Genomic DNA, 21,835 nt, shown 5'->3' on the forward strand with positions numbered 1-21,835 from the left:
GCCGGCGCTCGGCCGCCTGTTGATCGTGACCAGCAAATGGTCGCGTATCGCCAGCGGCGCCGACAGTCGGCCGTTCGGCTAGCGCGCGGCGCGTGCGCGCGTGCTGCGCGGCTTGAAGAGCTTGACGGTGCGCACGGCCTGATCGTCGCTGCGCATGACCTCGAGCATTACGTCACGGATTTTCAGGCACACGTCGCCTTCGGGAATTTCTTCGAGGATTTCGAGGATCAGGCCGTTCAGCGTCTTCGGTCCGTCGGTTGGCAATTGCAGGTGCAGCCAGCGGTTCAGTTCGCGCAGCGGCATGCTGGCGGCGACGATGCATTCGCCGTTCTGGTCCCAGCCGCCCGCGCGTTCGCCGCGCGGCATCGACGTCGTGAATTCGCCGATCAGTTCCTCGATGATGTCCTCGGGCGTGACGAGCCCCTCGAGTTCGCCATACTCGTTGACGACGAGCGCAGTTCGCTGCCGGCTTTCCTGGAAATACTGGAGTTGCTGGACGACCGGCGTGCCCGACGGCACGTAGTACGGCTCGGCGAGCAGCGTGCGCAACGTTTCGCGGTCGAAATCCTGGTTGTGCAGTGCGGTGAGTGTCTTCCGGACGTGCAGCACGCCGAGCACCTTGTCGATGTCGCCTTCGTAGACGACCAGGCGGTTGTGATAGCAGGTCTCGAGCTGATGCAGGATGTCGTCGAGCGGCGCGTAGAAGTTGAGCGATTCGATTTGCCGGCGCGGCACCATCACGTCGTCGACCGTGATGTTCTCGAGGTCGAACAGGTTGAGCAGGATGCTGCGGTGCTTGGTCGGCATGAAGCTGCTCGATTCGAGCACGATCGCGCGCAGCTCGTCGGCAGACATCCGCTGATCGCGGCCCTTCTTCGTGTTGATGCGCAGCACCCAGAGCACGCCGTTCGCGAGCGCGTTGACGAACCAGACGACCGGCTTGAACACGCGCATCAGCGGCGCGATCACGAGACTGGCGGGCAGCGCGATGCGCTCGGGAAAGGTTGCGCCGACGATCTTCGGCGCGATTTCCGCGAACACGATGATCAGGAACGCGACGATGCCGGTCGCGATCGACAGCGCGAGGTTGTTACGGCCGAACGTATGCAGCGCGAGCGAGGTCGTCAGAACCGGGATGATCGTGTTGAACAGATTGTTGCCGATCAGGATCACGCTGAGCAGCAGGTCGGTGCGCGTGAGAAGACCCTGCGTGGTTTTCGCGCCGAGCACGCCCTGACCGGCAAGGTGCTTCAGCCGATGGCGGTTGAGCGCCATCATCGCGGTCTCGGAAATGGAAAAGAAGCTGGAGCAGAGGAGAAGCAGGAAGACGGCGCCGATTTGCGCCCATAAGGGAATTTGGTCCACGCGTCAGAAGGGCAGTGAAGGACAGGGATGGAGGGAATATAGCAGAGGCCGGCGGCCGGGATGTGTCGCACGCGGCATCGGGCCCGTGCGACCGGGCAAAACGAAGGCAAAAAAAAACCGTGCACATGGTGCACGGTTTTTTCAAATCTGGTCGGGGTGAGAGGATTCGAACCTCCGGCCTCTACGTCCCGAACGTAGCGCTCTACCAGGCTAAGCTACACCCCGATTTTTTGCTCTTCCGACTCTGGCGCCTTCGTGAAGATCGCTGCGTCGTCTCAAGCAAGAACGTAACTATAACGATGTTTTTTCTAAAAGGGAATACCTTGTTGAAGAAATTTTTCGAGGCAAGGTATCGCGTTCCCTTCGCGGCGCGTTTACGACTGCCGCGACGTCGAGTACGAGCACAGCGCGAGCAGGCTTTCCTTGTAGATCGAATCCGGGAACGCGGCGATCGCGGCCGCAGCGGCCTGTGCTTCCTGGCGCGCGCATTCGAGCGTATGGTCGAGCGCGCCCGAACGCGTGATCGCGTCGAAAATCGTATCGAAGCGATCGGTGCCGCCTTGTTCGATCGCCTCGCGCGCGAGCGCCGACTGTTCGGGCGTGCCGCGTTCGATCAGATAGATGAGCGGGAGCGTCGGTTTGCCTTCGCGCAGATCGTCGCCGGCATTCTTGCCCATCGCTTCGGCCGTGCCCGCGTAGTCGAGCCAGTCGTCCATGATCTGGAATGCGGTGCCGATCCGGCGGCCGTATTCGGCCGCGGCGGCTTCGGTCGGCGCATCGGCGCCGGCGAGCACCGCGCCCAGGCGGGCCGATGCCTCGAACAGCTTCGCCGTCTTGTAGCGGATCACCTGCATGTAGCGCGACTCGTCGACGTCCGCGTCGTGCATGTTCAGAAGCTGCAGCACTTCGCCTTCGGAGATGATCGTCGTCGCTTCCGACAGGATCTCCATCACGCGCATCTTGCCGACGCCGACCATCATCTCGAACGAGCGCGAATAGAGGTAGTCGCCGACCAGCACGCTCGCCGCATTGCCGAACAGCGCGTTCGCCGTCTGGCGGCCGCGCCGCAGTTCGGATTCGTCGACGACGTCGTCATGCAGCAGCGTGGCCGTATGGATGAACTCGACGACGGCGGCCAGCACGTGCCGCTGGTGTGACGTCTCGCCGAGCGCACCGGCGACGAGCAACAACAGGGCCGGACGCAGCCGCTTGCCGCCCGCGCCGATGATGTACTCGGCGATCTGGTTGATCAGCAGCACGTCGGACGCGAGGCTTTGCCGGATAACGCGATTCACCTGCTCCATGTCGCTGGCGATCGGGGCGAGCAGGTGGGCGGCGCTGAGGGTGGGGGAGGCGGTGGACGACGACATGATGATCGAAATGGGTGATGCCGCGGATTATAAGTCGAATCCGCGATATCCCGGTCTGTCGGACGTGCCTGCACCGTGATTTTGGCCGTCCGGCCAGGGCTTGCGCGCGGCAATCGTGGATCGGCTTTGACTCGGGTGCTAACCCCATGTATAATCACGTGTTTTCCGCGCGTGGTGTGCGGAAAAATTGGATCCAGAGTGAGGTTCTCAATGTACGCGGTCATAAAAACCGGCGGCAAGCAGTACAAGGTTGCCGTTGGCGAAAAACTCAAAGTAGAACAGATACCGGCTGACATTGACGCTGAAATCACGCTCGACCAGGTTCTCGCAGTGGGCGAAGGCGAATCGATTAAGTTCGGTACGCCGCTGGTCAGTGGGGCTTCCGTCAAGGCCACCGTTGTGTCGCACGGTCGTCATGCCAAGGTCACCATCTTCAAGATGCGTCGCCGGAAGCACTACCAAAAGCACGGCGGCCACCGCCAGAACTACACTGAGCTGCGCATCGACGCGATCAACGCGTAAGCGCCTCGGTAAAGGAGCAATCAGATGGCACACAAAAAGGCAGGCGGCTCTTCCCGGAACGGCCGCGACTCCGAGTCGAAACGTCTCGGCGTGAAAGTGTACGGCGGCCAGGCGATCAACGCTGGCGGCATCATCGTGCGTCAGCGTGGTACGCGCATGCACGCTGGCGAGAACGTCGGCATGGGCAAGGATCACACCCTGTTCGCGCTGGTCGACGGTCACGTCAAGTTCGCGACCAAGGGCGCGGACAAGAAGCATCTGGTCATCGTCGTCCCGGCGGCTGCCTAAGTTCAGGCACCCACGGGCTTCGTAGCCGAAAGGCCCCGCAGTCTTCGCGGGGCCTTTTTTTATTTGGCCGCCGGGCGCATGTGCGCACCGGCGGCTGTCGCGAAACGGCGGGCAATCGGCCGAACGGCAGATTGTTCAAGCGCGCCGGCGCGCGGCACAATAGCGGAAATACTGGTCGGAGTGACGAATGAAGTTCATTGACGAAGCACGAATCGAAGTCATCGCCGGCGACGGAGGCGATGGCAGCGCGTCGATGCGCCGCGAGAAATTCGTCCCGTTCGGCGGGCCGGATGGCGGCGACGGCGGCCGGGGTGGCAACGTCTACGCGATCGCCGACCGCAACATCAACACGCTGATCGACTACCGTTACGCGAAGAAGCACCTGGCGCGCAATGGCGAAAACGGTCGCGGATCCGATTGCTACGGCAAGGGCGGTGACGACGTCACGCTGCGCATGCCGGTCGGCACGGTCGTGACGGACATGGACACGGGCGAATTGATCGCCGACCTGACCGAGCACGATCAGCAGGTGATGCTCGCGAAGGGCGGCGCAGGCGGCCTCGGCAACCTGCATTTCAAATCGAGCACGAACCGTGCGCCGCGCCAGAAAACCGACGGCAAGCCGGGCGAACGGCGCATGCTGAGGCTCGAACTGAAGGTGCTCGCCGACGTCGGTCTGCTCGGCATGCCGAACGCCGGCAAGTCGACCTTCATCTCGTCGGTGTCGAATGCGAAGCCGAAGATCGCCGACTATCCGTTCACGACACTCGCGCCGAACCTCGGCGTCGTGCGTGTCGGCCCGAGCAAGAGCTTCGTGATCGCCGACATCCCTGGGCTGATCGAGGGCGCAGCCGAAGGTGCGGGCCTCGGCCACCAGTTCCTGCGACACCTGCAGCGCACCGGTGTGCTGCTGCATCTCGTCGATTTGGCTCCGTTCGACGAAAGCGTCGATCCGGTCGCGGAAGCAACCGCGATCGTCGGCGAACTGCGCAAGTACGACGAGGCGCTCTACGAGAAGCCGCGTTGGCTCGTCCTCAACAAGCTCGACATGGTGCCGGAAGACGAGCGCGAGGCGCGCGTCGCCGATTTCCTCGACCGTTTCGGCTGGGACGGCCCGGTGTTCGAGATTTCGGCGCTCACGGGTCAGGGCTGCGAAGCGCTGTGCTACGCGATCTACGACTACCTCGCCGAGCATTCGGATGCGCATCGCGCGGCGGAAGAGGAAGATCTGGCCGCGGACGTGCGGTTCCGCGATGCACCGCCCACCGATGGCGGCGCGACGCCCGGCGACGACGCCTGAGCGGGGCCGGAGCGCACCGGGCGTCGCGCCTGGTGCCGGAATTTAATCGCGCCCGGTCGGGCCGGCATCAGATACAGGAGACAGCGCACGATGCGTTCGATCATCGCGGATTCGAAGCGATTGGTGGTGAAGGTGGGCTCGAGCCTCGTAACCAACGACGGCAAGGGGCTCGATCATGCTGCGATCGGCCGCTGGGCGGCCCAGATCGCCGCGCTGCGCGCGCAGGGCAAGGAAGTGGTGCTCGTTAGTTCGGGCGCAATCGCTGAAGGGATGCAGCGGCTCGGCTGGAGCAAGCGTCCGCGCGAGATCGACGAACTGCAGGCCGCCGCCGCGGTTGGCCAGATGGGACTCGCGCAAGTCTACGAAAGCCGCTTTACCGAGCACGATATCCGCACCGCGCAGATCCTGCTGACGCATGCCGACCTTGCCGATCGCGAACGCTACCTGAATGCGCGCTCGACGCTGCTCACGCTGCTGCGGCTCGGCGTCGTGCCGATCATCAACGAGAATGACACGGTCGTCACCGACGAAATCAAGTTCGGCGACAACGACACGCTCGGCGCGCTGGTCGCGAACCTGATCGAAGGCGATGCGCTGATCATTCTGACCGATCAGTCCGGGCTGTTCACCGCCGATCCGCGCAAGGATCCGAACGCGACGCTGGTCGCGGAAGCCAGTGCGGGCGCACCGGAACTCGAGGCGATGGCGGGCGGAGCCGGCTCGAGCCTCGGCCGCGGCGGAATGCTGACGAAGATCCTCGCGGCGAAGCGCGCAGCGCACAGCGGCGCGAACACCGTGATCGCGAGCGGCCGCGAAGCCGACGTGCTGGTGCGACTGGCGGCGGGCGAGGCGATCGGCACGCAGTTGATCGCGCGCACCGCGCGGATGGCCGCGCGCAAGCAATGGATGGCCGATCATCTGCAGGTACGCGGGCACGTCGTGATCGACGCCGGCGCGGTCGAGAAGCTGACGGCTGGCGGCAAGAGCCTGCTGCCGATCGGCGTGATCGGCGTGCAGGGCGCATTCGCGCGCGGCGAGGTGATCGCATGTGTCGGCCCCGACGGGCGCGAAGTGGCGCGCGGTCTCACGAACTACAGCAGCGCGGAAACGAAGCTGATTCACCGCAAGCCGAGCGGCGAGATCGAGACGGTGCTTGGCTACATGCTGGAACCGGAGCTGATTCACCGCGACAACCTCGTGCTCGTGTAATCATCCGGCCAAGGCGTCGCGAGACACTAAAAAAGCCCGCGTTATGCGGGCTTTTTGTTGCGACTGGCGAGAGGCAGGGGCCGGGCCGGCGCCCTGCGTCGCGCGGTCAGCGCAGCTGGCTCATCGCGGTGCGGTGGAACCGGATGTTCTCGAGAATCTGCTGGGTCGTGCCCTGTGGCATCTTGTTCGAGCAGAAGTAGTCCTGATATAGCGCCGAATGGTACGCGTTAAGCTCACCGTTCTCGATGCGACGCCAGTCGTTCTCGACCGTGCGGTCCCAGCCGTCGTGATCCGAATTCAGGCCTGCATACTGACGCCATTCGTAGGTGTCGCAGCGGATGCCTTCGTAGTTCACGTTGCGTGCGCCGGCCGGGCTCGTGATGACGACCGCATAGCGCACGACGCCGTCGGTGCCGACCGCGAGCGACTTCGCATCGACGGAGAACTTGAGCGGCGTGTTCTGCGATACGTTGAACGGCAGCAGGTCGCCCGCTTGCGGAAGCGGCGGCAGCGTGTCGACCGGGTTTTCCTTCCAGTTGCCCTGGCGGTCCAGCAGGTACACGAACTCGCTGTCATCCTTGTTGGTCGGCGTCTTCGAATTCGCGCAACCGGCCAGCGTGGCCGCCGCGACAATCGATGCGAGCGCGAGAGCAATCGCTTTCAATATGCATTCCTCGTAAAAAAAGGGCGCGACACAAGGTCGCGCCCGGTCATGCAGTCCGACTCGTCATTTGCCGATGATCTCGCGGGGCGGCATCTCCTCGAGCGTGCTCGCCTCCACTTCGATCTCCGAACAGACCACCGATGTGTCGACAATCGTCAGCGTCTGCTGGACCTGCGCACCGATGACGCGCGGATAGCGCGACGGACGCGGCCCACGCGGCTTTTCGGCTCGCTGCGCCGGGCGGCGCAGGAAGCGCGACAGTTCCGTCAGCGCCAACTGATAGACATCCCGCTTGAACTCGATCACCGCATCGAGCGGCACCCAATACTCGTTCCAGCGCCACGCATCGAACTCCGGGTGATCGGTCGCGCGCAAGCAAATGTCGCAATCGCGTCCGACCATCCGCAGCAGGAACCAGATCTGCTTCTGGCCGCGGTAATGGCCGCGTACTTCGCGTTTGATGAACTTGTCAGGCACCTCGTAACGCAACCAGTCGCGGGTGCGGCCGATTATCTTGACGTGTTCCGGGTGCAGGCCGGTCTCCTCGTGCAGTTCCCGGTACATCGCCTGCATGGGGGTCTCGCCGTACTTGATCCCACCTTGAGGAAACTGCCAGGAATGCTCGCGGAGCCGCTTGCCCCAAAACACCTCGTTGCGCGCGTTCAAGAGGATGATGCCGACGTTCGGGCGAAAGCCTTCACGATCCAGCATACAACCACCTTCGAATCCTTTAAAATTGCTTTGATTATAAACAGATAACGGGCGCTGCGCACCGTGACGGAGCGAATCCGCGCGGGGTGCACCGGCTGAATTGTCCCTGATTAGTCTGCTACGTCATCTGCGCCATCGTCGTTCGTCGCGCGCAGCTTTTTCACCTTGAAACTTTTTCGGGCGCCCCGCCTGGGGGCGCCGTATTTGGAACCGTCCGCATGAAAGCTTCCCGTTTCTTTATCGGCACCCTCAAAGAAGCACCGGCCGACGCAGAGATCGTCAGCCACAAGCTGATGGTGCGCGCCGGCATGATCCGTCGCGTCGCCGGCGGCATCTACAACTACCTGCCGGTCGGCCTGCGTTCGATTCGCAAGGTCGAGGCGATCGTGCGCGAGGAAATGAACCGGGCAGGCGCCATCGAGCTACTGATGCCGGCCGTGCAACCGGCCGAGCTGTGGCAGGAATCGGGGCGCTGGGAACAGTACGGCCCTGAACTGCTGCGCTTCAAGGATCGCAAGGACAACGACTTCGTGATCGGGCCGACGCACGAGGAAGTCGTCACCGACATCGCGCGCAACCAGATCAAGAGCTACCGGCAGATGCCGGTGAACTTCTATCAGATCCAGACGAAGTTCCGCGACGAGATTCGTCCGCGCTTCGGCGTGATGCGCGGCCGCGAATTCATCATGAAGGACGCGTATTCGTTCGACAAGGACGCGGCCGGCCTGAACGAGTCATATCGCAAGATGTATGACGCATACGTGCGCATCTTCACGCGCCTCGGCCTCGAGTTCCGCGCGGTCGCGGCCGACAGCGGCTCGATCGGCGGCAACTTCTCGCACGAGTTCCACGTGATCGCCGATACCGGCGAGGACGCGATCGCCTACTGCCCGACGTCCGACTTCGCGGCGAACGTCGAAGCGGCCGAAGCGCTGCCGCTGACGCCCGCGCGCGCCGCACCGGCCGAAGCGATGGAGAAGGTCGCGACGCCCGGCAAGGCGAAGTGCGAGGCCGTCGCCGAACTGCTGGCGATCCCGCTCGAGCGCACGATCAAGTCGATCGTGCTTGCCACCGACAACGAAGGCGCCGAGCCGACCATCTGGCTCGTGATGCTGCGCGGCGACCACGATCTGAACGAGATCAAGGTGTCGAAGCTGCCGGGGCTGAAGAACCACCGCTTCGCGACCGAGCAGGAAATCGTCGAGTGGTTCGGCACGCCGCCGGGCTATCTCGGCCCGGTCGGCACGAAGAAGCCGGTGAAGGTGATCGCCGATCGCACGGTCGCGAACATGAGCGATTTCGTCGTCGGCGCGAACGAGGTCGACTATCACATCGCGGGCGTGAACTGGGGCCGCGACCTGCCGGAGCCGGACGTCGCCGACGTGCGCAACGTCAAGAAAGGCGATCCGTCGCCGGACGGCAAGGGCGAGATCGACATCTGCCGCGGCATCGAAGTCGGCCACGTGTTCCAGCTCGGCACCAAGTACTCGGAAGCGATGGGCGCGACGTTCCTCGACGAATCGGGCAAGCCGCAGCCGATGCTGATGGGCTGCTACGGCGTCGGCGTCACGCGCATTCTCGGCGCGGCGATCGAACAGAACTTCGACGACCGCGGCATCATCTGGCCGGAGTCGATCGCCCCGTTCGAGGTCGTGCTGTGCCCGATGGGCTACGATCGCAGCGACATGGTTCGCGAGGCGGCCGACAAGCTGTACGCGGAACTGGCCGCTGCCGGCATCGACGTGATCCTCGACGATCGCGGCGAGCGCCCGGGCGTGATGTTCGCCGACTGGGAACTGATCGGCGTGCCGCATCGCCTGGTGATCGGCGAGCGTGGCCTGAAGGAGGGCAAGATCGAGTATCAGGGCCGCCGCGACGCCGAAGCGACGCTGCTGCCGGCCGACGCGGCCGCGGCGACGGTGACGGAGAAGATCCGCGCCGCGCTCGCGCGCTAAGCGCTGCAACCGGGGGACACGGTGGAATACACCTTCCTGTCGGCCACCGTGCTCCTCGTGCTGATCACGGATCCGCTCGGCAACATTCCGCTGTTCATCACGGCGATGCGGGACGTGCCGCGCGAGCGGCGCGTGAAGCTGATTCTGCGTGAAGTGGGGATCGCGTTCGTGATCCTGCTGTTCTTCATGGTGGTCGGCGACCGCTTCCTGCGGATGATGAGCCTCACCGACCTGTCGCTGCGGCTCGGCGGCGGGATCGTGCTGTTCCTGATCGCGCTGCGGATGATCTTCCCGCATCCGGACGGCGCGCTCGGCAGCGATCCGCGCGCTGGCGGCGAGCCGTTCATCGTGCCGCTCGCGATTCCGGCGCTTGCCGGGCCGTCCGCGCTCGCGACGGTGATGCTGCTGACGTCGCAGGCGCCGGGCAAGATGTTCGAGTGGGTCGGCGCGCTGACGGTCACGATGATCGTCTGCGCGATCACGCTGGTGCTGGCCGAACGGATCCAGCAGTGGCTCGGCGAGCGAACCGTCGCCGCGTTCGAGCGGCTGATGGGTTTGGTGCTCGTCGCGATCTCGGTCGAGATGCTGCTGGCCGGCATCCGGGCGTTCGTGCACCAGCTGTAGCGCGGGCGGGGCGCGGCGCGTGCCGACGCAAAAAAGCGGCGCTCCGGAAAACCGGAGCGCCGCTTTTCTTTGTGGCGGGCAGGGCGGTCAGACGTTCGCGGTCAGCGCGCGGATCGTCGGCAGATTGCGCCAGTAGCCCTTTGCGTCCATCCCGCAGCCGAACACGTAGCGGTCCGGCACCGAGAAGCCGCAGAAGTCCGGGTGCAGCGGTTTCGCCTTCGCGAGCGTCTTCTCGCACAGCACGGCGGACATGAAGCGCTTCGCACCCATGTCGAGGATGCGGTCGCGGATCGCCGCCATCGTCTCGCCTTCGTCGAGGATGTCGTCGAGCACGAGCACGATCCGGTCCTTCACCGATTCGCGCGGCGCGACGCGCCAGTGCATCTCCGGGCTGCCCTGCGTCGTGTTGCGGTAGCGGGTCAGGTGGATGTAGTCGAATTCCAGCGGGAAATCGAGATGCGGCAGCAGCATCCCGGTAAACACCGCGGCGCCACCCATCACCGAGAGCACGAGCGGGAACGCGTCGCCGATGTCGGCGCGGATCGCGTCGGCCATCCGGGCGATCGATGCGTTGACGGCATCGGCCGAGACGATCTCTTCGGAGTGGTCGAAAATGTGGAGGGCTTCTTCGCGGTTCATGTGTTCTGGCGGGCAGTCGGTATACAAATAAGGATGAAGCAGAACGGCCGGCGCGCGCTACGGCAAAAACCCGCGCGCCGACCGACGGGCGAAATCAGCGCATGCCGGGCATCATGCCCTTCAGGCCGCGCATCATCTTCTGCATGTTGCCGCCCTTCAGCTTCTTCATCATCGTACGCATCTGGTCGTACTGGTTCAGCATTCGGTTGACTTCCTGCACCGGCACGCCCGCGCCGGCTGCAATGCGGCGCTTGCGCGTCGCCTTGATGATTTCGGGTTTCGCGCGCTCGGCGGGCGTCATCGAGCTGATGATCCCTTCCATGCGGCGGATCTGCTTCTCGGCCTGGCCCATGTCGGCGCCGGCCGCCGCCTGCTGGAACTGCGCGGGCAGCTTGTCCATCAGCGACGACAGGCCGCCCATGTTCTTCATCTGCGAGATCTGCGCGCGGAAATCGTTCAGGTCGAAGTCGCCGCCTTTCTTCACCTTGTCGGCGAGCTTCTGCGCGGCCTGCACGTCGACGCCGCGCTGGGCCTCCTCGACGAGCGCGAGGATGTCGCCCATGCCGAGGATCCGGTTCGCCATCCGGTCCGGGTGGAACACCTCGAGGCCGTCGAGCTTCTCGGCGACGCCGACGAACTTGATCGGCTTGCCCGTGATGTGGCGCACCGACAGCGCGGCACCGCCGCGCGAATCGCCGTCGAGCTTGGTCAGCACGACGCCGGTGAGCGGCAGCGTGTCGTTGAACGCCTTCGCGGTGTTGACCGCGTCCTGACCGAGCATCGCGTCGACGACGAACAGCGTTTCGGCCGGCTTCAGCGTGCCGTGCAGCGCGGCGATTTCCTGCATCATCGCCTCGTCGATACCGAGGCGGCCGGCCGTGTCGACGATCAGCACGTCATGGTAGTGGCGCTTCGCCCAGTCGACGGCCGCGAGTGCGATGTCGACGGGCTTCTGGTCCGGCGTCGACGGGAAGAAATCGGCGCCGACCTGTTCGCTCACCGTTTTCAGCTGCATGATGGCGGCCGGGCGATACACGTCGCACGACACCGTCAGCACCTTCTTCTTGTACTTCTCGCGCAGCAGCTTCGCGAGCTTGCCGGCGGTCGTCGTCTTGCCGGCGCCCTGCAGGCCGGCCATCAGGATCACGGCGGGCGGCGTGACGGCGAGGTTCAGCTCGGCGGCCTTGCCTTCGTAGTCGCCGCCGATCACGGCGGTCAGTTCCTTCTGGACCACGCCGACGAGCGCCTGACCCGGCGACAGGCTGCTGATCACTTCCTCGCCGAGCGCCTTTTCCTTGACCTTAGCGATGAATTCGCGGACGACGGGCAGCGCGACGTCGGCTTCCAGCAGCGCGAGACGCACCTCGCGGAGCATCTCCTGGGTGTTCGCCTCGGTGAGCCGGGCCTCGCCGCGCAGCGTCTTGACGACGCGCGCCATCCGTTGAGTGAGATTGTCGAGCATGGGGAGCGATGGACAGTGGGGCCCGAAGGCGCAACGGAACCGAACAAAGGGAGCCGTCGCGGGAAGGGGGCCTAGTGTAAACTTCGAACATGGATATTGTACTGTATGCCCTCACCGCATTCCTGTACGGCGGCCTCGCCGTCGCAGGCTGGCGCACGCACCGCCAGGGCGCGACCTCGCTCGTCGCGAGCGTGCCGGCCGTGCCGGTTCCGGCGTCCGCCGCGTCGGGGATGAGCGGGGCCGGCCGCGCGCTGCTGTTCGCGGCGCTCGTCGCGCACGGCGTGCTGCTGCACATGACGATTTTTCCGCACGACGCGATGGTCTTCGGCTTCGCGTTCGCGCTGTCCGCGATGTTCTGGCTCGGCGCCGGCATCTACTGGATCGAGAGCTTCTTCTTCCCGCTCGACAGCCTGCGCCTGCTGGTGCTGCCGCTCGCGTGCGGCGCGTCGCTGCTGCCGCTCGTGTTCGGCGGCGTGCGGGTGCTGCCTTATGCCGCAGCGCCGCTGTTCAAGATGCACTTCCTGATTGCGAACATCGCGTACGGCCTTTTCGCGATCGCCGCGCTGCACGCGGTCCTGATGCTGATGGTCGAGCGGCGTCTGCAGTCGTTGAGGAGCGGCGGGCGCGACGGCTCGACCGGCTGGATCGCGAGCTGGCTCGAAACGCTGCCGCCGCTGCTCACGCTCGAGAAGCTGCTGTTCCGCCTGATCGGCGCCGGCTTCGTGCTGCTGACGCTGACGCTCGCGTCGGGGATCCTGTTCAGCGAGCAGGTCGATGCGCGCGCGTTGCGGCTCGATCACAAGACCGTGTTCGCGGTGCTGTCGTGGTTGATGTTCGGCGGCCTGCTGGTCGCCCACAAGACGTCCGGCTGGCGTGGGCGCGGCGCCGCGCGCTGGGTGCTCGTGTCGTTTGCCGCGCTGCTGCTCGCGTATGTCGGCAGCCGGTTCGTTTTCGAGGTGCTGCTGCACCGCTCCGTGGTTTGAACGCAGGTTTCCGATGCGACAGATTCTTCTCCTGATCCTTCTCTTCTTCGCGGGTTCGTGGCTCACGCGCAAGCTGCGCCAGGCCCAGGAGCACGCGCAGGCGCGCAACGGCCGCGGTGGCGGCTTCGACGGCGCGCCCGGTTCCGGCAGTGCCGGGACGGCACGCCCGAACGGCGATGCGCGCTCGCTGCCCGAACCGATGGTGCGCTGCGCCGAATGCGGCGTGCATACGCCGAAGGGCGACGCCGTCGCCGCGGGTGGCGAATACTTCTGCAGCACCGAGCACGCGCAGCGCCACGGCGCACACGCGAGCGGCCGCGACGCCCGATGAGCGACGCAGCGCTGCTGTCGGTCGACGCGCACGGCTGGGTGCGCGAAGCGCGCCACGCGCCGTCGCCGAATTTCGAGGCGCGGCCCGCGGGCGCGGTGCCGACGCTCGTCGTCGTCCACAACATCAGCCTGCCGCCCGGCGAGTTCGGCGGCGACGCGATCGAGGCGTTGTTCCTGAATCGCCTCGATTGCGATGCGCACCCTTATTACCAGAGCCACCTGCGCGGCGTGCGCGTGTCCGCGCATTTCCTGATCCGTCGCGACGGTGAGCTCGTGCAGTTCGTGTCGTGCGACGAGCGTGCATGGCATGCGGGCGCGTCGGAGTTCTTCGGCCGACCGCGCTGCAACGACTTCTCGATCGGCATCGAGCTCGAAGGCGCGGACGACGTACCGTTCGACGCGGCGCAGTACGCGACGCTCGGCGTGCTCGCGCGCACGCTTGCCGCGCGCTATCCGATCGATGCGGTGGCCGGGCATTCCGACGTCGCGCCGGGCCGCAAGACCGACCCGGGACCGCACTTCGATTGGCAACGCTTCGCAGGCGATGCCGGCTTTTCCGCCGAATACTTTCCTTTCCGTCAGCACTGAGCGCAGGGTTTTTTGACCGGGGAAAGTTTTTTCTCCGACCAATGCCTTGTCGTGTCTGCGCGCGAGCGATGTCAAGACCTCCATCGCAAATTATCCGTTTTGACCTCGTCCGAATGTCCACTATACTTGGTGCCAGTTGAGCAGTTCTGTACTAGATATAGTGTGTGTCGCAGGGGAAACCCGAGCGGCACCGGCCGGCGGGCAACGCCGGCGGACAGGGTTCTCAGGGCGGCGCGCCAGGCCGGGCGGTCCGGGCGTCGCGATCAAGCGCAGCGAACTTCGACGGGGCAGGGTACACATGACGAAGCACACGACCGGAACGGTTGTCGCGCATCGACCGAACCGGCTTCCCCGACGCATCGCTCGCCTCTTACCGCTCGCGCACGCCATTGCGCAGCGTTCGTTTTAATCCGCGGTTCTCTCCGCACCATCCAACACCAGGAGCTTTGCACATGCAAACCACCGACAACGCGACGTCCCAGTACGAGAGCGCCTCGAGCCGTCCGCTCGGCGGGACCGAACAGGGCGCACAGGCGCTCGCGCCGCAGGCCACGTTCGCCGACTACAAGGTGATCCGCCGCAACGGCAGCGTGGTGTCGTTCGAGCCTTCGAAGATCGCGATTGCGGTGACCAAGGCTTTCCTGGCCGTCAACGGCGGGCAGGGCGCGGCATCGGCGCGCGTACGCGAACTCGTCGAGCAGCTGACGCACAACGTCGTGCGCGCGCTCGTGCGCAGCCGTCCGAACGGCGGTACGTTCCATATCGAAGACATCCAGGACCAGGTCGAACTCGCGCTGATGCGCGGCGGCGAGCACAACGTCGCGCGTGCGTACGTGCTGTATCGCGAGAAGCGTCACCTCGAGCGTCAGCATGCGGGCGAGGAAGCAGCGGCCGTGGGCGGTGAGTCGAGCACCGGCATCAACGTCGTCGACAACGGCGTCACGCGTCCGCTCGACATGAACGCGCTGCGTGCGCTGATCGTGTCGGCGTGCGACGGCCTCGGCGCTGCGGTTAACCCTGACCCGATCGTCGCGGAAACGGTGAAGAACCTGTACGACGGCGTGCCGATGAGCCAGGTCTACGACTCGGCGATCCTCGCTGCGCGCACGATGATCGAAAAGGATCCGGCATACAGCCAGGTCACGGCCCGCATCCTGCTGCACACGATCCGTCGCGAGATCCTCGGCGAGGAAGTGGTGCAGGCCGACATGTCGGCCCGCTACGCCGAATACTTCCCGCAGTTCCTGAAGCGCGGCGTCGACGCCGGCCTGCTCGACGACAAGCTGCTGCAGTTCGACCTGAAGCGTCTGGGCGAAGCGCTCGACGCGAACCGCGATCTGCAATTCGGCTACCTCGGCCTGCAGACGCTGTACGACCGCTACTTCCTGCACGTCGACGGCACCCGCATCGAAATGCCGCAGGCATTCTTCATGCGCGTCGCGATGGGCCTGTCGCTGAACGAGATCGACCGCGAAACGCGCGCGATCGAGTTCTACAACGTGCTGTCGAGCTTCGACTTCATGAGCTCGACGCCGACGCTGTTCAACTCGGGCACCCACCGCTCGCAGCTGTCGTCGTGCTACCTGACGACGGTCGCGGACGACCTCGACGGCATCTATGAAGCGCTGAAGGAAAACGCGCTGCTGTCGAAGTTCGCCGGCGGTCTCGGCAACGACTGGACCCGCGTGCGCGCACTCGGCTCGCATATCAAGGGCACGAACGGCAAGTCGCAAGGCGTGGTCCCGTTCCTGAAGGTCGTCAACGACACGGCCGTCGCGGTCAACCAGGGCGGCAAGCGCAAGGGCGCGGTGTGCGCGTACCTGGAATCGTGGCACCTCGACATCGAGGAATTCCTCGAGCTGCGCAAGAACACCGGCGACGACCGCCGCCGTACGCACGACATGAACACGGCGAACTGGATTCCCGACCTGTTCATGAAGCGCGTGATGGAAGGCGCCGACTGGACGCTGTTCTCGCCGTCGACCTGCCCGGATCTGCACGACAAGTTCGGCGCGGAGTTCGAGAAGGCTTACACGGCTTACGAAGACAAGGTCGCGCGCGGCGAAATCAAGCTGTTCAAGAAGATCCCGGCGCAGCAACTCTGGCGCAAGATGCTCGGCATGCTGTTCGAAACCGGCCACCCGTGGATCACGTTCAAGGATCCGTGCAACGTGCGCTCGCCGCAACAGCACGTCGGTGTCGTCCATTCGTCGAACCTGTGCACGGAAATCACGCTGAACACGAGCGACACCGAAATCGCGGTGTGCAACCTGGGCTCGGTGAACCTCGTCGCCCACCTGGTGAAGCAGGCCGACGGCAGCTACGCGCTCGACCACGACAAGCTGAAGCGTACGATCAGCGTCGCGATGCGCATGCTCGACAACGTGATCGACATCAACTACTACGCGGTGCCGAAGGCGCGTAACTCGAACCTGAAGCACCGTCCGGTCGGCATGGGCATCATGGGCTTCCAGGACTGCCTGCACCTGCTGCGCACGCCGTACGCGTCGGAAGCGGCCGTCGAGTTCGCCGATCGTTCGATGGAAGCGGTCTGCTACTACGCGTACTACGCGTCGACCGAGCTGGCCGAGGAACGCGGCCGTTACTCGAGCTACCGCGGCTCGCTGTGGGATCGCGGCATCCTCCCGCAGGACACGCTGAAGCTGCTGACGGAAGCGCGCGGCGGCTACGTCGAGGTCGACACGTCCGAGTCGCTCGACTGGACGACGCTGCGTTCGCGGATCGCCGCACACGGCATGCGCAACTCGAACTGCGTCGCGATCGCGCCGACGGCGACGATCTCGAACATCATCGGCGTGTCGGCATGCATCGAGCCGACCTTCCAGAACCTGTACGTGAAGTCGAACCTGTCGGGCGAATTCACGGTGGTCAACGAGTACCTCGTTCGCGACCTGAAGGAACGCGGCCTGTGGGACGAAGTGATGGTTGCCGACCTGAAGTACTTCGACGGCATGCTGTCGCGCATCGACCGCATCCCGGCCGACCTGCGCGCGATCTACGCGACCGCGTTCGAAGTCGACCCGACGTGGCTGGTCGAAGCGGCGTCGCGTCGTCAGAAGTGGATCGACCAGGCGCAGTCGCTGAACATCTACATGGGCGGCGCGTCGGGCAAGAAGCTCGACGAGGTCTACAAGCTCGCATGGCTGCGCGGTCTGAAGACGACCTACTACCTCCGCACGATGGCGGCGACGCACGTCGAGAAGTCGACGGTCGCACACGGCGCGCTGAACGCAGTGCCGACGAGCGGCGGCTCGAGCAGCGGCGGCGCGCAAGGCGCGGCAGGCGGCTTCGGTGCAGCGGGCGGCGATGCATCGTCGGGCGCGATCAATGCTGCACCGGCGCTGGCGCCGGTCGAAGCAGACGGTCCGGTGTGCACGATGCGTCCGGGCGACCCGGGCTTCGACGAGTGCGAAGCCTGCCAGTAACGCGGCGCGCATGACCTGAAGAAGGTTCGGGCGGCGCGCACGGCAACCGATCGAGGTTGAAGTGTGCGCCGCTCTCTACTAAAAAAATGATAAGGAATCTGTAACGCGGCACTTGCGTTGCAGGCAGTGACAAGCGATCGAAACATCCCCGACGACGTCGCGTTTCGATCAGCGTTCGATGCGTCGAGCGCACCTCGCGATACATGCGTGACACGCGTCGCGCTCTGCATGAACGACGATGCGTTGCTCAAAGTGTTGTATCGAGGTCGCAACGCGAATCGAAAAAAGGATTTTTCGTGAGCGAACCCTTTTATCGCTCAGGAAAAGATGGTACAAACCGTTCTAAATTGATGGTGAGAATTTATGCTCAACTGGGATGACGAGAAGACTGCCGTAACCCCCGCGAGCGGAGCGCAGCAAAACGCGATGCGCACCTCCGCAGGGATGGCTGTCGGACTGCAGGCTGCAACGCCTGCCGCCCATCAGGTCCGCGACATTTTCGAAGGCGATCTTGCGGTGCCGCCGCAAGCATCGGCTGTTCCCGCTGGCGGTTCGGAAGCGCGGGTCAATGTCGCCGACAAACGCATCATCAACGGCCAGACTGACGTCAATCAGCTGGTGCCGTTCAAGTACAAGTGGGCGTGGGAAAAGTATCTGGCGGGTTGCGCGAACCACTGGATGCCGCAGGAAATCAACATGTCCCGCGACATCGCACTGTGGAAGGACCCGAACGGTCTGACCGAGGACGAGCGCCGCATCGTCAAGCGCAACCTCGGCTTCTTCGTGACGGCCGATTCGCTCGCCGCGAACAACATCGTGCTCGGCACGTACCGCCACATCACGGCGCCCGAATGCCGGCAGTTCCTGCTGCGCCAGGCGTTCGAGGAAGCGATCCACACGCACGCGTATCAATACATTGTCGAATCGCTCGGTCTCGACGAAGGCGAGATCTTCAACGCGTACCACGAGGTCACGTCGATCCGCGCGAAGGACGAATTCCTGATCCCGTTCATCCACACGCTGACGGACCCGGCCTTCAAGACCGGCACGCTCGAAGCGGATCAGAAGCTGCTGAAGTCGCTGATCGTGTTCGCCTGCATCATGGAAGGCCTGTTCTTCTATGTCGGCTTCACGCAGATCCTCGCACTCGGCCGCCAGAACAAGATGACGGGTGCTGCAGAGCAATATCAGTACATCCTGCGTGACGAGTCGATGCACTGCAATTTCGGTATCGACCTGATCAACCAGATCAAGCTCGAGAACCCGCATCTCTGGACCGCGGAATTCCGCGCCGAGATCCGCGAGCTGTTCAAGCAGGCTGTCGAACTCGAATACCGCTACGCCGAGGACACGATGCCGCGCGGCGTGCTGGGTCTGAACGCGTCGATGTTCAAGAGCTATCTGCGCTTCATCAGCAACCGTCGTTGCCAGCAGATCGGCCTCGATCCGCTGTTCCCGAACGAGGAAAACCCGTTCCCGTGGATGAGCGAGATGATCGACCTGAAGAAGGAACGCAACTTCTTCGAGACGCGTGTGATCGAGTATCAGACGGGCGGTGCGCTGTCCTGGGAATAACCCGCAGCAGCGAACCCGTCACATGATGGAGCAGCCGGCGGCCTCTCGGCCCCGGCCCAAGGTTTAGGAGCAAGAACGCCTGATGCAAAGCATGCCCGGTGCCTTATCGGCCCAACGACATGATCGGCACTTTGCGAACCTTCAGTGGGATGGGCAAACTTCCCTCCGGAAAAAGCGGACGGCCGTGTGGCGGTCCGCTTGATCAAGCGATTAGGGGTAGCGGCGCGAGGTGCGCCGGCTACCGACTTGATTTGGCGCGCGAGGCCATGGGGTCACGCGCGCCATACCGTATTCATTAGCGTAAGCGCGTGGTATCCGCGTACGCCGATGAATAGCCCGCTTCGAAGCGCACGTCCTGAACAGCGTCCGCGGGAAGCGGGTTTTGACGAAGGGTGTAGTTTGAACTGACTCTCATCTGAACCTGAAGGAGAACAACATGGCTACTGCCAAGAAAAAACCGGCTGCTAAGAAGGTCGCTGCCAAGAAGACCGTTGCGAAGAAGGCTGCTGCTCCGGCGAAGAAGGCCGCTGCGGTGAAGAAGGTTGCCGCGAAGAAGGTCGCGGTGAAGAAGGTCGCCGCGAAGAAGGCAGCACCGGCGAAGAAGGTCGCGGCAAAGAAGGTCGCAACGAAGAAGGTTGCTGCGAAGAAAGTCGCGGTGAAGAAGGTTGCCGCGAAGAAGGCAGCACCGGCGAAGAAGGCCGCTGCGAAGAAGGTTGCAGCCAAGAAAGTCGCAGTGAAGAAGGTTGCTGCGAAGAAGGCAGCGCCGGCGAAGAAGGCTGCTGCGAAGAAGGCCGCGCCGGCGAAGAAGGCTGCCGCGAAGAAGGCTGCCGCGAAGAAGGCTGCGCCTGCGAAGAAGGCCGCTGCGAAGAAGGCTGCCCCTGCCAAGAAGGCTGCGCCTGCGAAGAAGGCTGCCGCTGCACCGAAGGCTGCCGCACCGAAGGCCGCTGCCCCGGCGAAGAAGGCTGCTGCTCCGAAGAAGGCCGTCGTGAAGAAGGCTGCACCGGCAACCACCGCGTCGACCGCATCGGTCGCGCCGGCATCGGGCGTGAAGACCGCGCTCAACCCGGCAGCGGCATGGCCGTTCCCGACCGGCAGCCGTCCGTAATCGCGGCTGACCAGTACCACCCGGACACTCACGTGGTGTCCGCGGGTTGAGTAGCGCTACTCAATCGGTCCCGCCATCTGGCTCAGGTGGCGGGATTTTTTTCGTCCGTATTCGTCGATGCGTCGACCGGCTGCCGGGCACGGACGAAAAAAAACGCATGTGCAGCTTCGCACATGCGTTCGACCGCGGCTTGCGCCGCGTGCTGAGGATGCTCGTTAGTGCGTGACGCGCGTGACGCCGCCGCTCGACAGCAGTCGCACACGCTCGCCGGCGCGGAACACTTCGCCGCTCGCCGCCTGCGTGATCGAACGCAGGTCGCCGTTGTCGAGGCGCACGGTGATCTCGACACCGTTCGCCGTGCTGAGGTTTTCGCCGACCGCGTTGCCCGCGACCGCGCCGACGAGACCGCCCGCGATGGCCGTCAGGATCGACCCCTTGCCGCCACCGATCGCGCTGCCTGCGACCGCGCCGAGCGCACCGCCACCGAGCGTACCGATCGCGCTGCCGCCGCCGTCGGACTGGATGCGCACGGCACGGACGCTTTCGACCGTGCCCATGCGGACGGTCTGTTCGCGCTGCGCCTGACCGACGCTATAGACATCTGCCGAGCCCGGCGCCGTGAAGCAGCCCGCGAGCGTCAGCGTGGCCGTCAGCATGGCGGCGAGCGTGAGGGTTTTCTTGGTCGTCATTTTTGCTCTCCCACAATATTCATTTGAGACTGTACCCGAAGGCAGCCTCGAAACGCGCGTCGATTTCGGCGCGCGTCAGTGCGTAAGTTTGAGGCCCCTGGTGGGCGATCTTGATCGAGCCCATCAGGCTCGCGAGGCGGCCCGTGGTTGCCCAGTCGAGGCCATTCTCGATGCCGTACAGCAGGCCGCCACGGAAGGCGTCGCCGCAGCCGGTCGGATCGACGACACGCTCGGCTTGCACGACCGGAATCTGTTCTTCGCCGTTTTTGTGAAGAATAGTGGAGCCGTGCTCGCCGCGCGTGATGATCAACGCCTGAACCCGGCTGGCGATTTCCTGTTCGGACCAGCCCGTCTTGTCGCTGACGAGTTTGCCCTCGTAGTCGTTGACCGCGACGAAGGTCGCGAGTTCAATGATGCGGCGCAGCGTCGCACCATCGAACAGCGGCAGGCCCTGGCCCGGATCGAAGATGAACGGGATGCCGGCCTTCGCGAATTGCTCGGCGTGCTGGACCATCCCGTCGAAGCCGTCCGGCGCGACGATGCCGAGCTTCACGCCCGACACTTCGTCCGCGCGGTTCAGGTGCGACTGCATCATCGCGCCCGGGTGGAATGCGGTGATCTGGTTGTTCTCGAGATCGGTCGTGATCATCGCCTGTGCGGTGTGCGTTTCGGGCACCACGCGCACGCTGGCCTTGGACAGGCCGAGGCTGTCGAGACGCTCGAGATAGCGATCGGCGTCGTTCGCGCCGACCGTCGCCATGATGCGCGCGTCGCCGCCGAGCATGTGCAGCGCGTAAGCGATGTTCCCCGCGCAACCGCCGAATTCGCGACGCATCGTCGGCACGAGGAAGCTCACGTTCAGAAGGTGAACCTGGTCGGGCAGGATGTGCTCGCGAAACCGGCCTTCGAAGGTCATGATGTTGTCGTAGGCGAGCGAGCCGCAAATCAGCGTAGTCAAGGCGTGCGTTCCTGTAGAGAGCAAAAGGAAGCGGCCGCCCGGCCGGTGCGCC

The 21,835-nt window shown here is 64.5% G+C and carries 20 protein-coding genes, 1 tRNA gene and 1 pseudogene; 13 read left to right on the forward strand and 9 right to left on the reverse strand.

Annotated elements, in window-relative coordinates; translation table 11 throughout:
* Positions 1 to 78: 78 nt before the first annotated feature.
* The 3 genes from WS87_RS03515 to WS87_RS03525 all read right to left on the reverse strand — a co-directional run bounded on the left by WS87_RS03515 (position 79) and on the right by WS87_RS03525 (position 2,735).
* Positions 79 to 1,365, reverse strand: coding sequence for an HlyC/CorC family transporter (locus tag WS87_RS03515; RefSeq protein ID WP_081055055.1), 1,287 nt, complete (start codon positions 1,363 to 1,365; stop codon positions 79 to 81).
* A 148-nt stretch (positions 1,366 to 1,513) separates the two neighbouring features.
* Positions 1,514 to 1,590: transfer RNA gene (locus WS87_RS03520), tRNA-Pro, on the reverse strand.
* A 149-nt stretch (positions 1,591 to 1,739) separates the two neighbouring features.
* Positions 1,740 to 2,735, reverse strand: coding sequence for a polyprenyl synthetase family protein (locus WS87_RS03525; protein WP_059451907.1), 996 nt, complete (start codon positions 2,733 to 2,735; stop codon positions 1,740 to 1,742).
* A gap of 210 nt (positions 2,736 to 2,945) precedes the next feature.
* Between WS87_RS03525 and rplU the strand changes: the two genes are divergently transcribed.
* The 4 genes from rplU to proB all read left to right on the forward strand — a co-directional run bounded on the left by rplU (position 2,946) and on the right by proB (position 6,054).
* A complete protein-coding gene (rplU, locus tag WS87_RS03530) occupies positions 2,946 to 3,257 on the forward strand; it encodes a 50S ribosomal protein L21 (protein WP_006025184.1) in 312 nt (103 codons plus the stop codon).
* A 24-nt stretch (positions 3,258 to 3,281) separates the two neighbouring features.
* Positions 3,282 to 3,545, forward strand: a complete 264-nt coding sequence (gene rpmA / locus WS87_RS03535; protein WP_006476999.1) for a 50S ribosomal protein L27 — start codon at positions 3,282 to 3,284, stop codon at positions 3,543 to 3,545.
* Between the two features lie 187 nt (positions 3,546 to 3,732).
* Positions 3,733 to 4,845 (forward strand): Obg family GTPase CgtA, encoded by a 1,113-nt coding sequence (gene cgtA / locus WS87_RS03540; RefSeq protein ID WP_059820703.1) that lies wholly within the window; start codon positions 3,733 to 3,735, stop codon positions 4,843 to 4,845.
* 90 nt (positions 4,846 to 4,935) lie between these two features.
* The gene (gene proB, locus WS87_RS03545) at positions 4,936 to 6,054 is read left to right on the forward strand and encodes a glutamate 5-kinase (protein ID WP_059465328.1); all 1,119 of its coding nucleotides are present in this window, start codon (positions 4,936 to 4,938) and stop codon (positions 6,052 to 6,054) included.
* Between the two features lie 106 nt (positions 6,055 to 6,160).
* On the opposite strand, the gene WS87_RS03550 is transcribed toward proB, so the two are convergent.
* Positions 6,161 to 6,718 carry a CNP1-like family protein gene (locus tag WS87_RS03550; RefSeq protein ID WP_059465329.1) on the reverse strand — a complete coding sequence of 186 codons (558 nt, stop codon included), beginning with the start codon at positions 6,716 to 6,718 and terminating at the stop codon, positions 6,161 to 6,163.
* A gap of 63 nt (positions 6,719 to 6,781) precedes the next feature.
* Complete coding sequence (locus WS87_RS03555; protein WP_059820704.1) at positions 6,782 to 7,429, reverse strand: RNA pyrophosphohydrolase; 648 nt, start codon at positions 7,427 to 7,429, stop codon at positions 6,782 to 6,784.
* A gap of 218 nt (positions 7,430 to 7,647) precedes the next feature.
* On the opposite strand from WS87_RS03555, the gene WS87_RS03565 reads away from it, so the two are divergent.
* The gene (locus WS87_RS03565) at positions 7,648 to 9,384 is read left to right on the forward strand and encodes a proline--tRNA ligase (protein ID WP_059820705.1); all 1,737 of its coding nucleotides are present in this window, start codon (positions 7,648 to 7,650) and stop codon (positions 9,382 to 9,384) included.
* Between the two features lie 21 nt (positions 9,385 to 9,405).
* Positions 9,406 to 10,008 (forward strand): MarC family protein, encoded by a 603-nt coding sequence (locus tag WS87_RS03570; RefSeq protein WP_012363042.1) that lies wholly within the window; start codon positions 9,406 to 9,408, stop codon positions 10,006 to 10,008.
* 87 nt (positions 10,009 to 10,095) lie between these two features.
* Here WS87_RS03570 and WS87_RS03575 read toward each other — a convergent pair whose 3' ends face one another.
* Together WS87_RS03575 and ffh are read right to left on the reverse strand one after the other, a co-directional pair.
* Positions 10,096 to 10,647, reverse strand: coding sequence for a hypoxanthine-guanine phosphoribosyltransferase (locus WS87_RS03575; protein WP_059465332.1), 552 nt, complete (start codon positions 10,645 to 10,647; stop codon positions 10,096 to 10,098).
* Between the two features lie 94 nt (positions 10,648 to 10,741).
* Positions 10,742 to 12,109, reverse strand: a complete 1,368-nt coding sequence (gene ffh, locus WS87_RS03580) for a signal recognition particle protein (RefSeq protein ID WP_059465333.1) — start codon at positions 12,107 to 12,109, stop codon at positions 10,742 to 10,744.
* 89 nt (positions 12,110 to 12,198) lie between these two features.
* On the opposite strand from ffh, the gene WS87_RS03585 reads away from it, so the two are divergent.
* From WS87_RS03585 to WS87_RS03620, 7 genes and pseudogenes are all read left to right on the forward strand, one after another.
* Positions 12,199 to 13,092 (forward strand): cytochrome C assembly family protein, encoded by an 894-nt coding sequence (locus tag WS87_RS03585; protein WP_059535204.1) that lies wholly within the window; start codon positions 12,199 to 12,201, stop codon positions 13,090 to 13,092.
* Between the two features lie 13 nt (positions 13,093 to 13,105).
* Positions 13,106 to 13,423, forward strand: coding sequence for a PP0621 family protein (locus tag WS87_RS03590; RefSeq protein ID WP_059700725.1), 318 nt, complete (start codon positions 13,106 to 13,108; stop codon positions 13,421 to 13,423).
* Complete coding sequence (ampD, locus tag WS87_RS03595; RefSeq protein WP_059608190.1) at positions 13,420 to 14,010, forward strand: 1,6-anhydro-N-acetylmuramyl-L-alanine amidase AmpD; 591 nt, start codon at positions 13,420 to 13,422, stop codon at positions 14,008 to 14,010. The genes WS87_RS03590 and ampD overlap by 4 nt, the downstream gene beginning before the upstream one ends.
* 452 nt (positions 14,011 to 14,462) lie before the next feature.
* Positions 14,463 to 17,456 (forward strand): ribonucleoside-diphosphate reductase subunit alpha, encoded by a 2,994-nt coding sequence (locus WS87_RS03600; protein WP_059820706.1) that lies wholly within the window; start codon positions 14,463 to 14,465, stop codon positions 17,454 to 17,456.
* Between the two features lie 363 nt (positions 17,457 to 17,819).
* On the forward strand, positions 17,820 to 19,031 hold the full coding sequence (locus tag WS87_RS03610) for a ribonucleotide-diphosphate reductase subunit beta (RefSeq protein WP_059535212.1): 1,212 nt from the start codon (positions 17,820 to 17,822) through the stop codon (positions 19,029 to 19,031).
* Between the two features lie 82 nt (positions 19,032 to 19,113).
* Positions 19,114 to 19,439 (forward strand): annotated as a pseudogene (locus WS87_RS34555) (hypothetical protein).
* Between the two features lie 28 nt (positions 19,440 to 19,467).
* Complete coding sequence (locus WS87_RS03620) at positions 19,468 to 20,136, forward strand: histone H1-like DNA-binding protein (RefSeq protein WP_059820707.1); 669 nt, start codon at positions 19,468 to 19,470, stop codon at positions 20,134 to 20,136.
* Between the two features lie 215 nt (positions 20,137 to 20,351).
* Here WS87_RS03620 and WS87_RS03630 read toward each other — a convergent pair whose 3' ends face one another.
* Both WS87_RS03630 and WS87_RS03635 read right to left on the reverse strand, forming a co-directional pair.
* Positions 20,352 to 20,825 (reverse strand): glycine zipper 2TM domain-containing protein, encoded by a 474-nt coding sequence (locus WS87_RS03630; RefSeq protein ID WP_059820708.1) that lies wholly within the window; start codon positions 20,823 to 20,825, stop codon positions 20,352 to 20,354.
* Between the two features lie 19 nt (positions 20,826 to 20,844).
* On the reverse strand, positions 20,845 to 21,783 hold the full coding sequence (locus WS87_RS03635; RefSeq protein ID WP_059689104.1) for a carbohydrate kinase family protein: 939 nt from the start codon (positions 21,781 to 21,783) through the stop codon (positions 20,845 to 20,847).
* Between the last annotated feature and the right edge of the window lie 52 nt (positions 21,784 to 21,835).

This window comes from Burkholderia sp. MSMB0856 (genome assembly GCF_001524645.2).
In the GTDB taxonomy this organism is placed as follows: domain Bacteria; phylum Pseudomonadota; class Gammaproteobacteria; order Burkholderiales; family Burkholderiaceae; genus Burkholderia; species Burkholderia diffusa.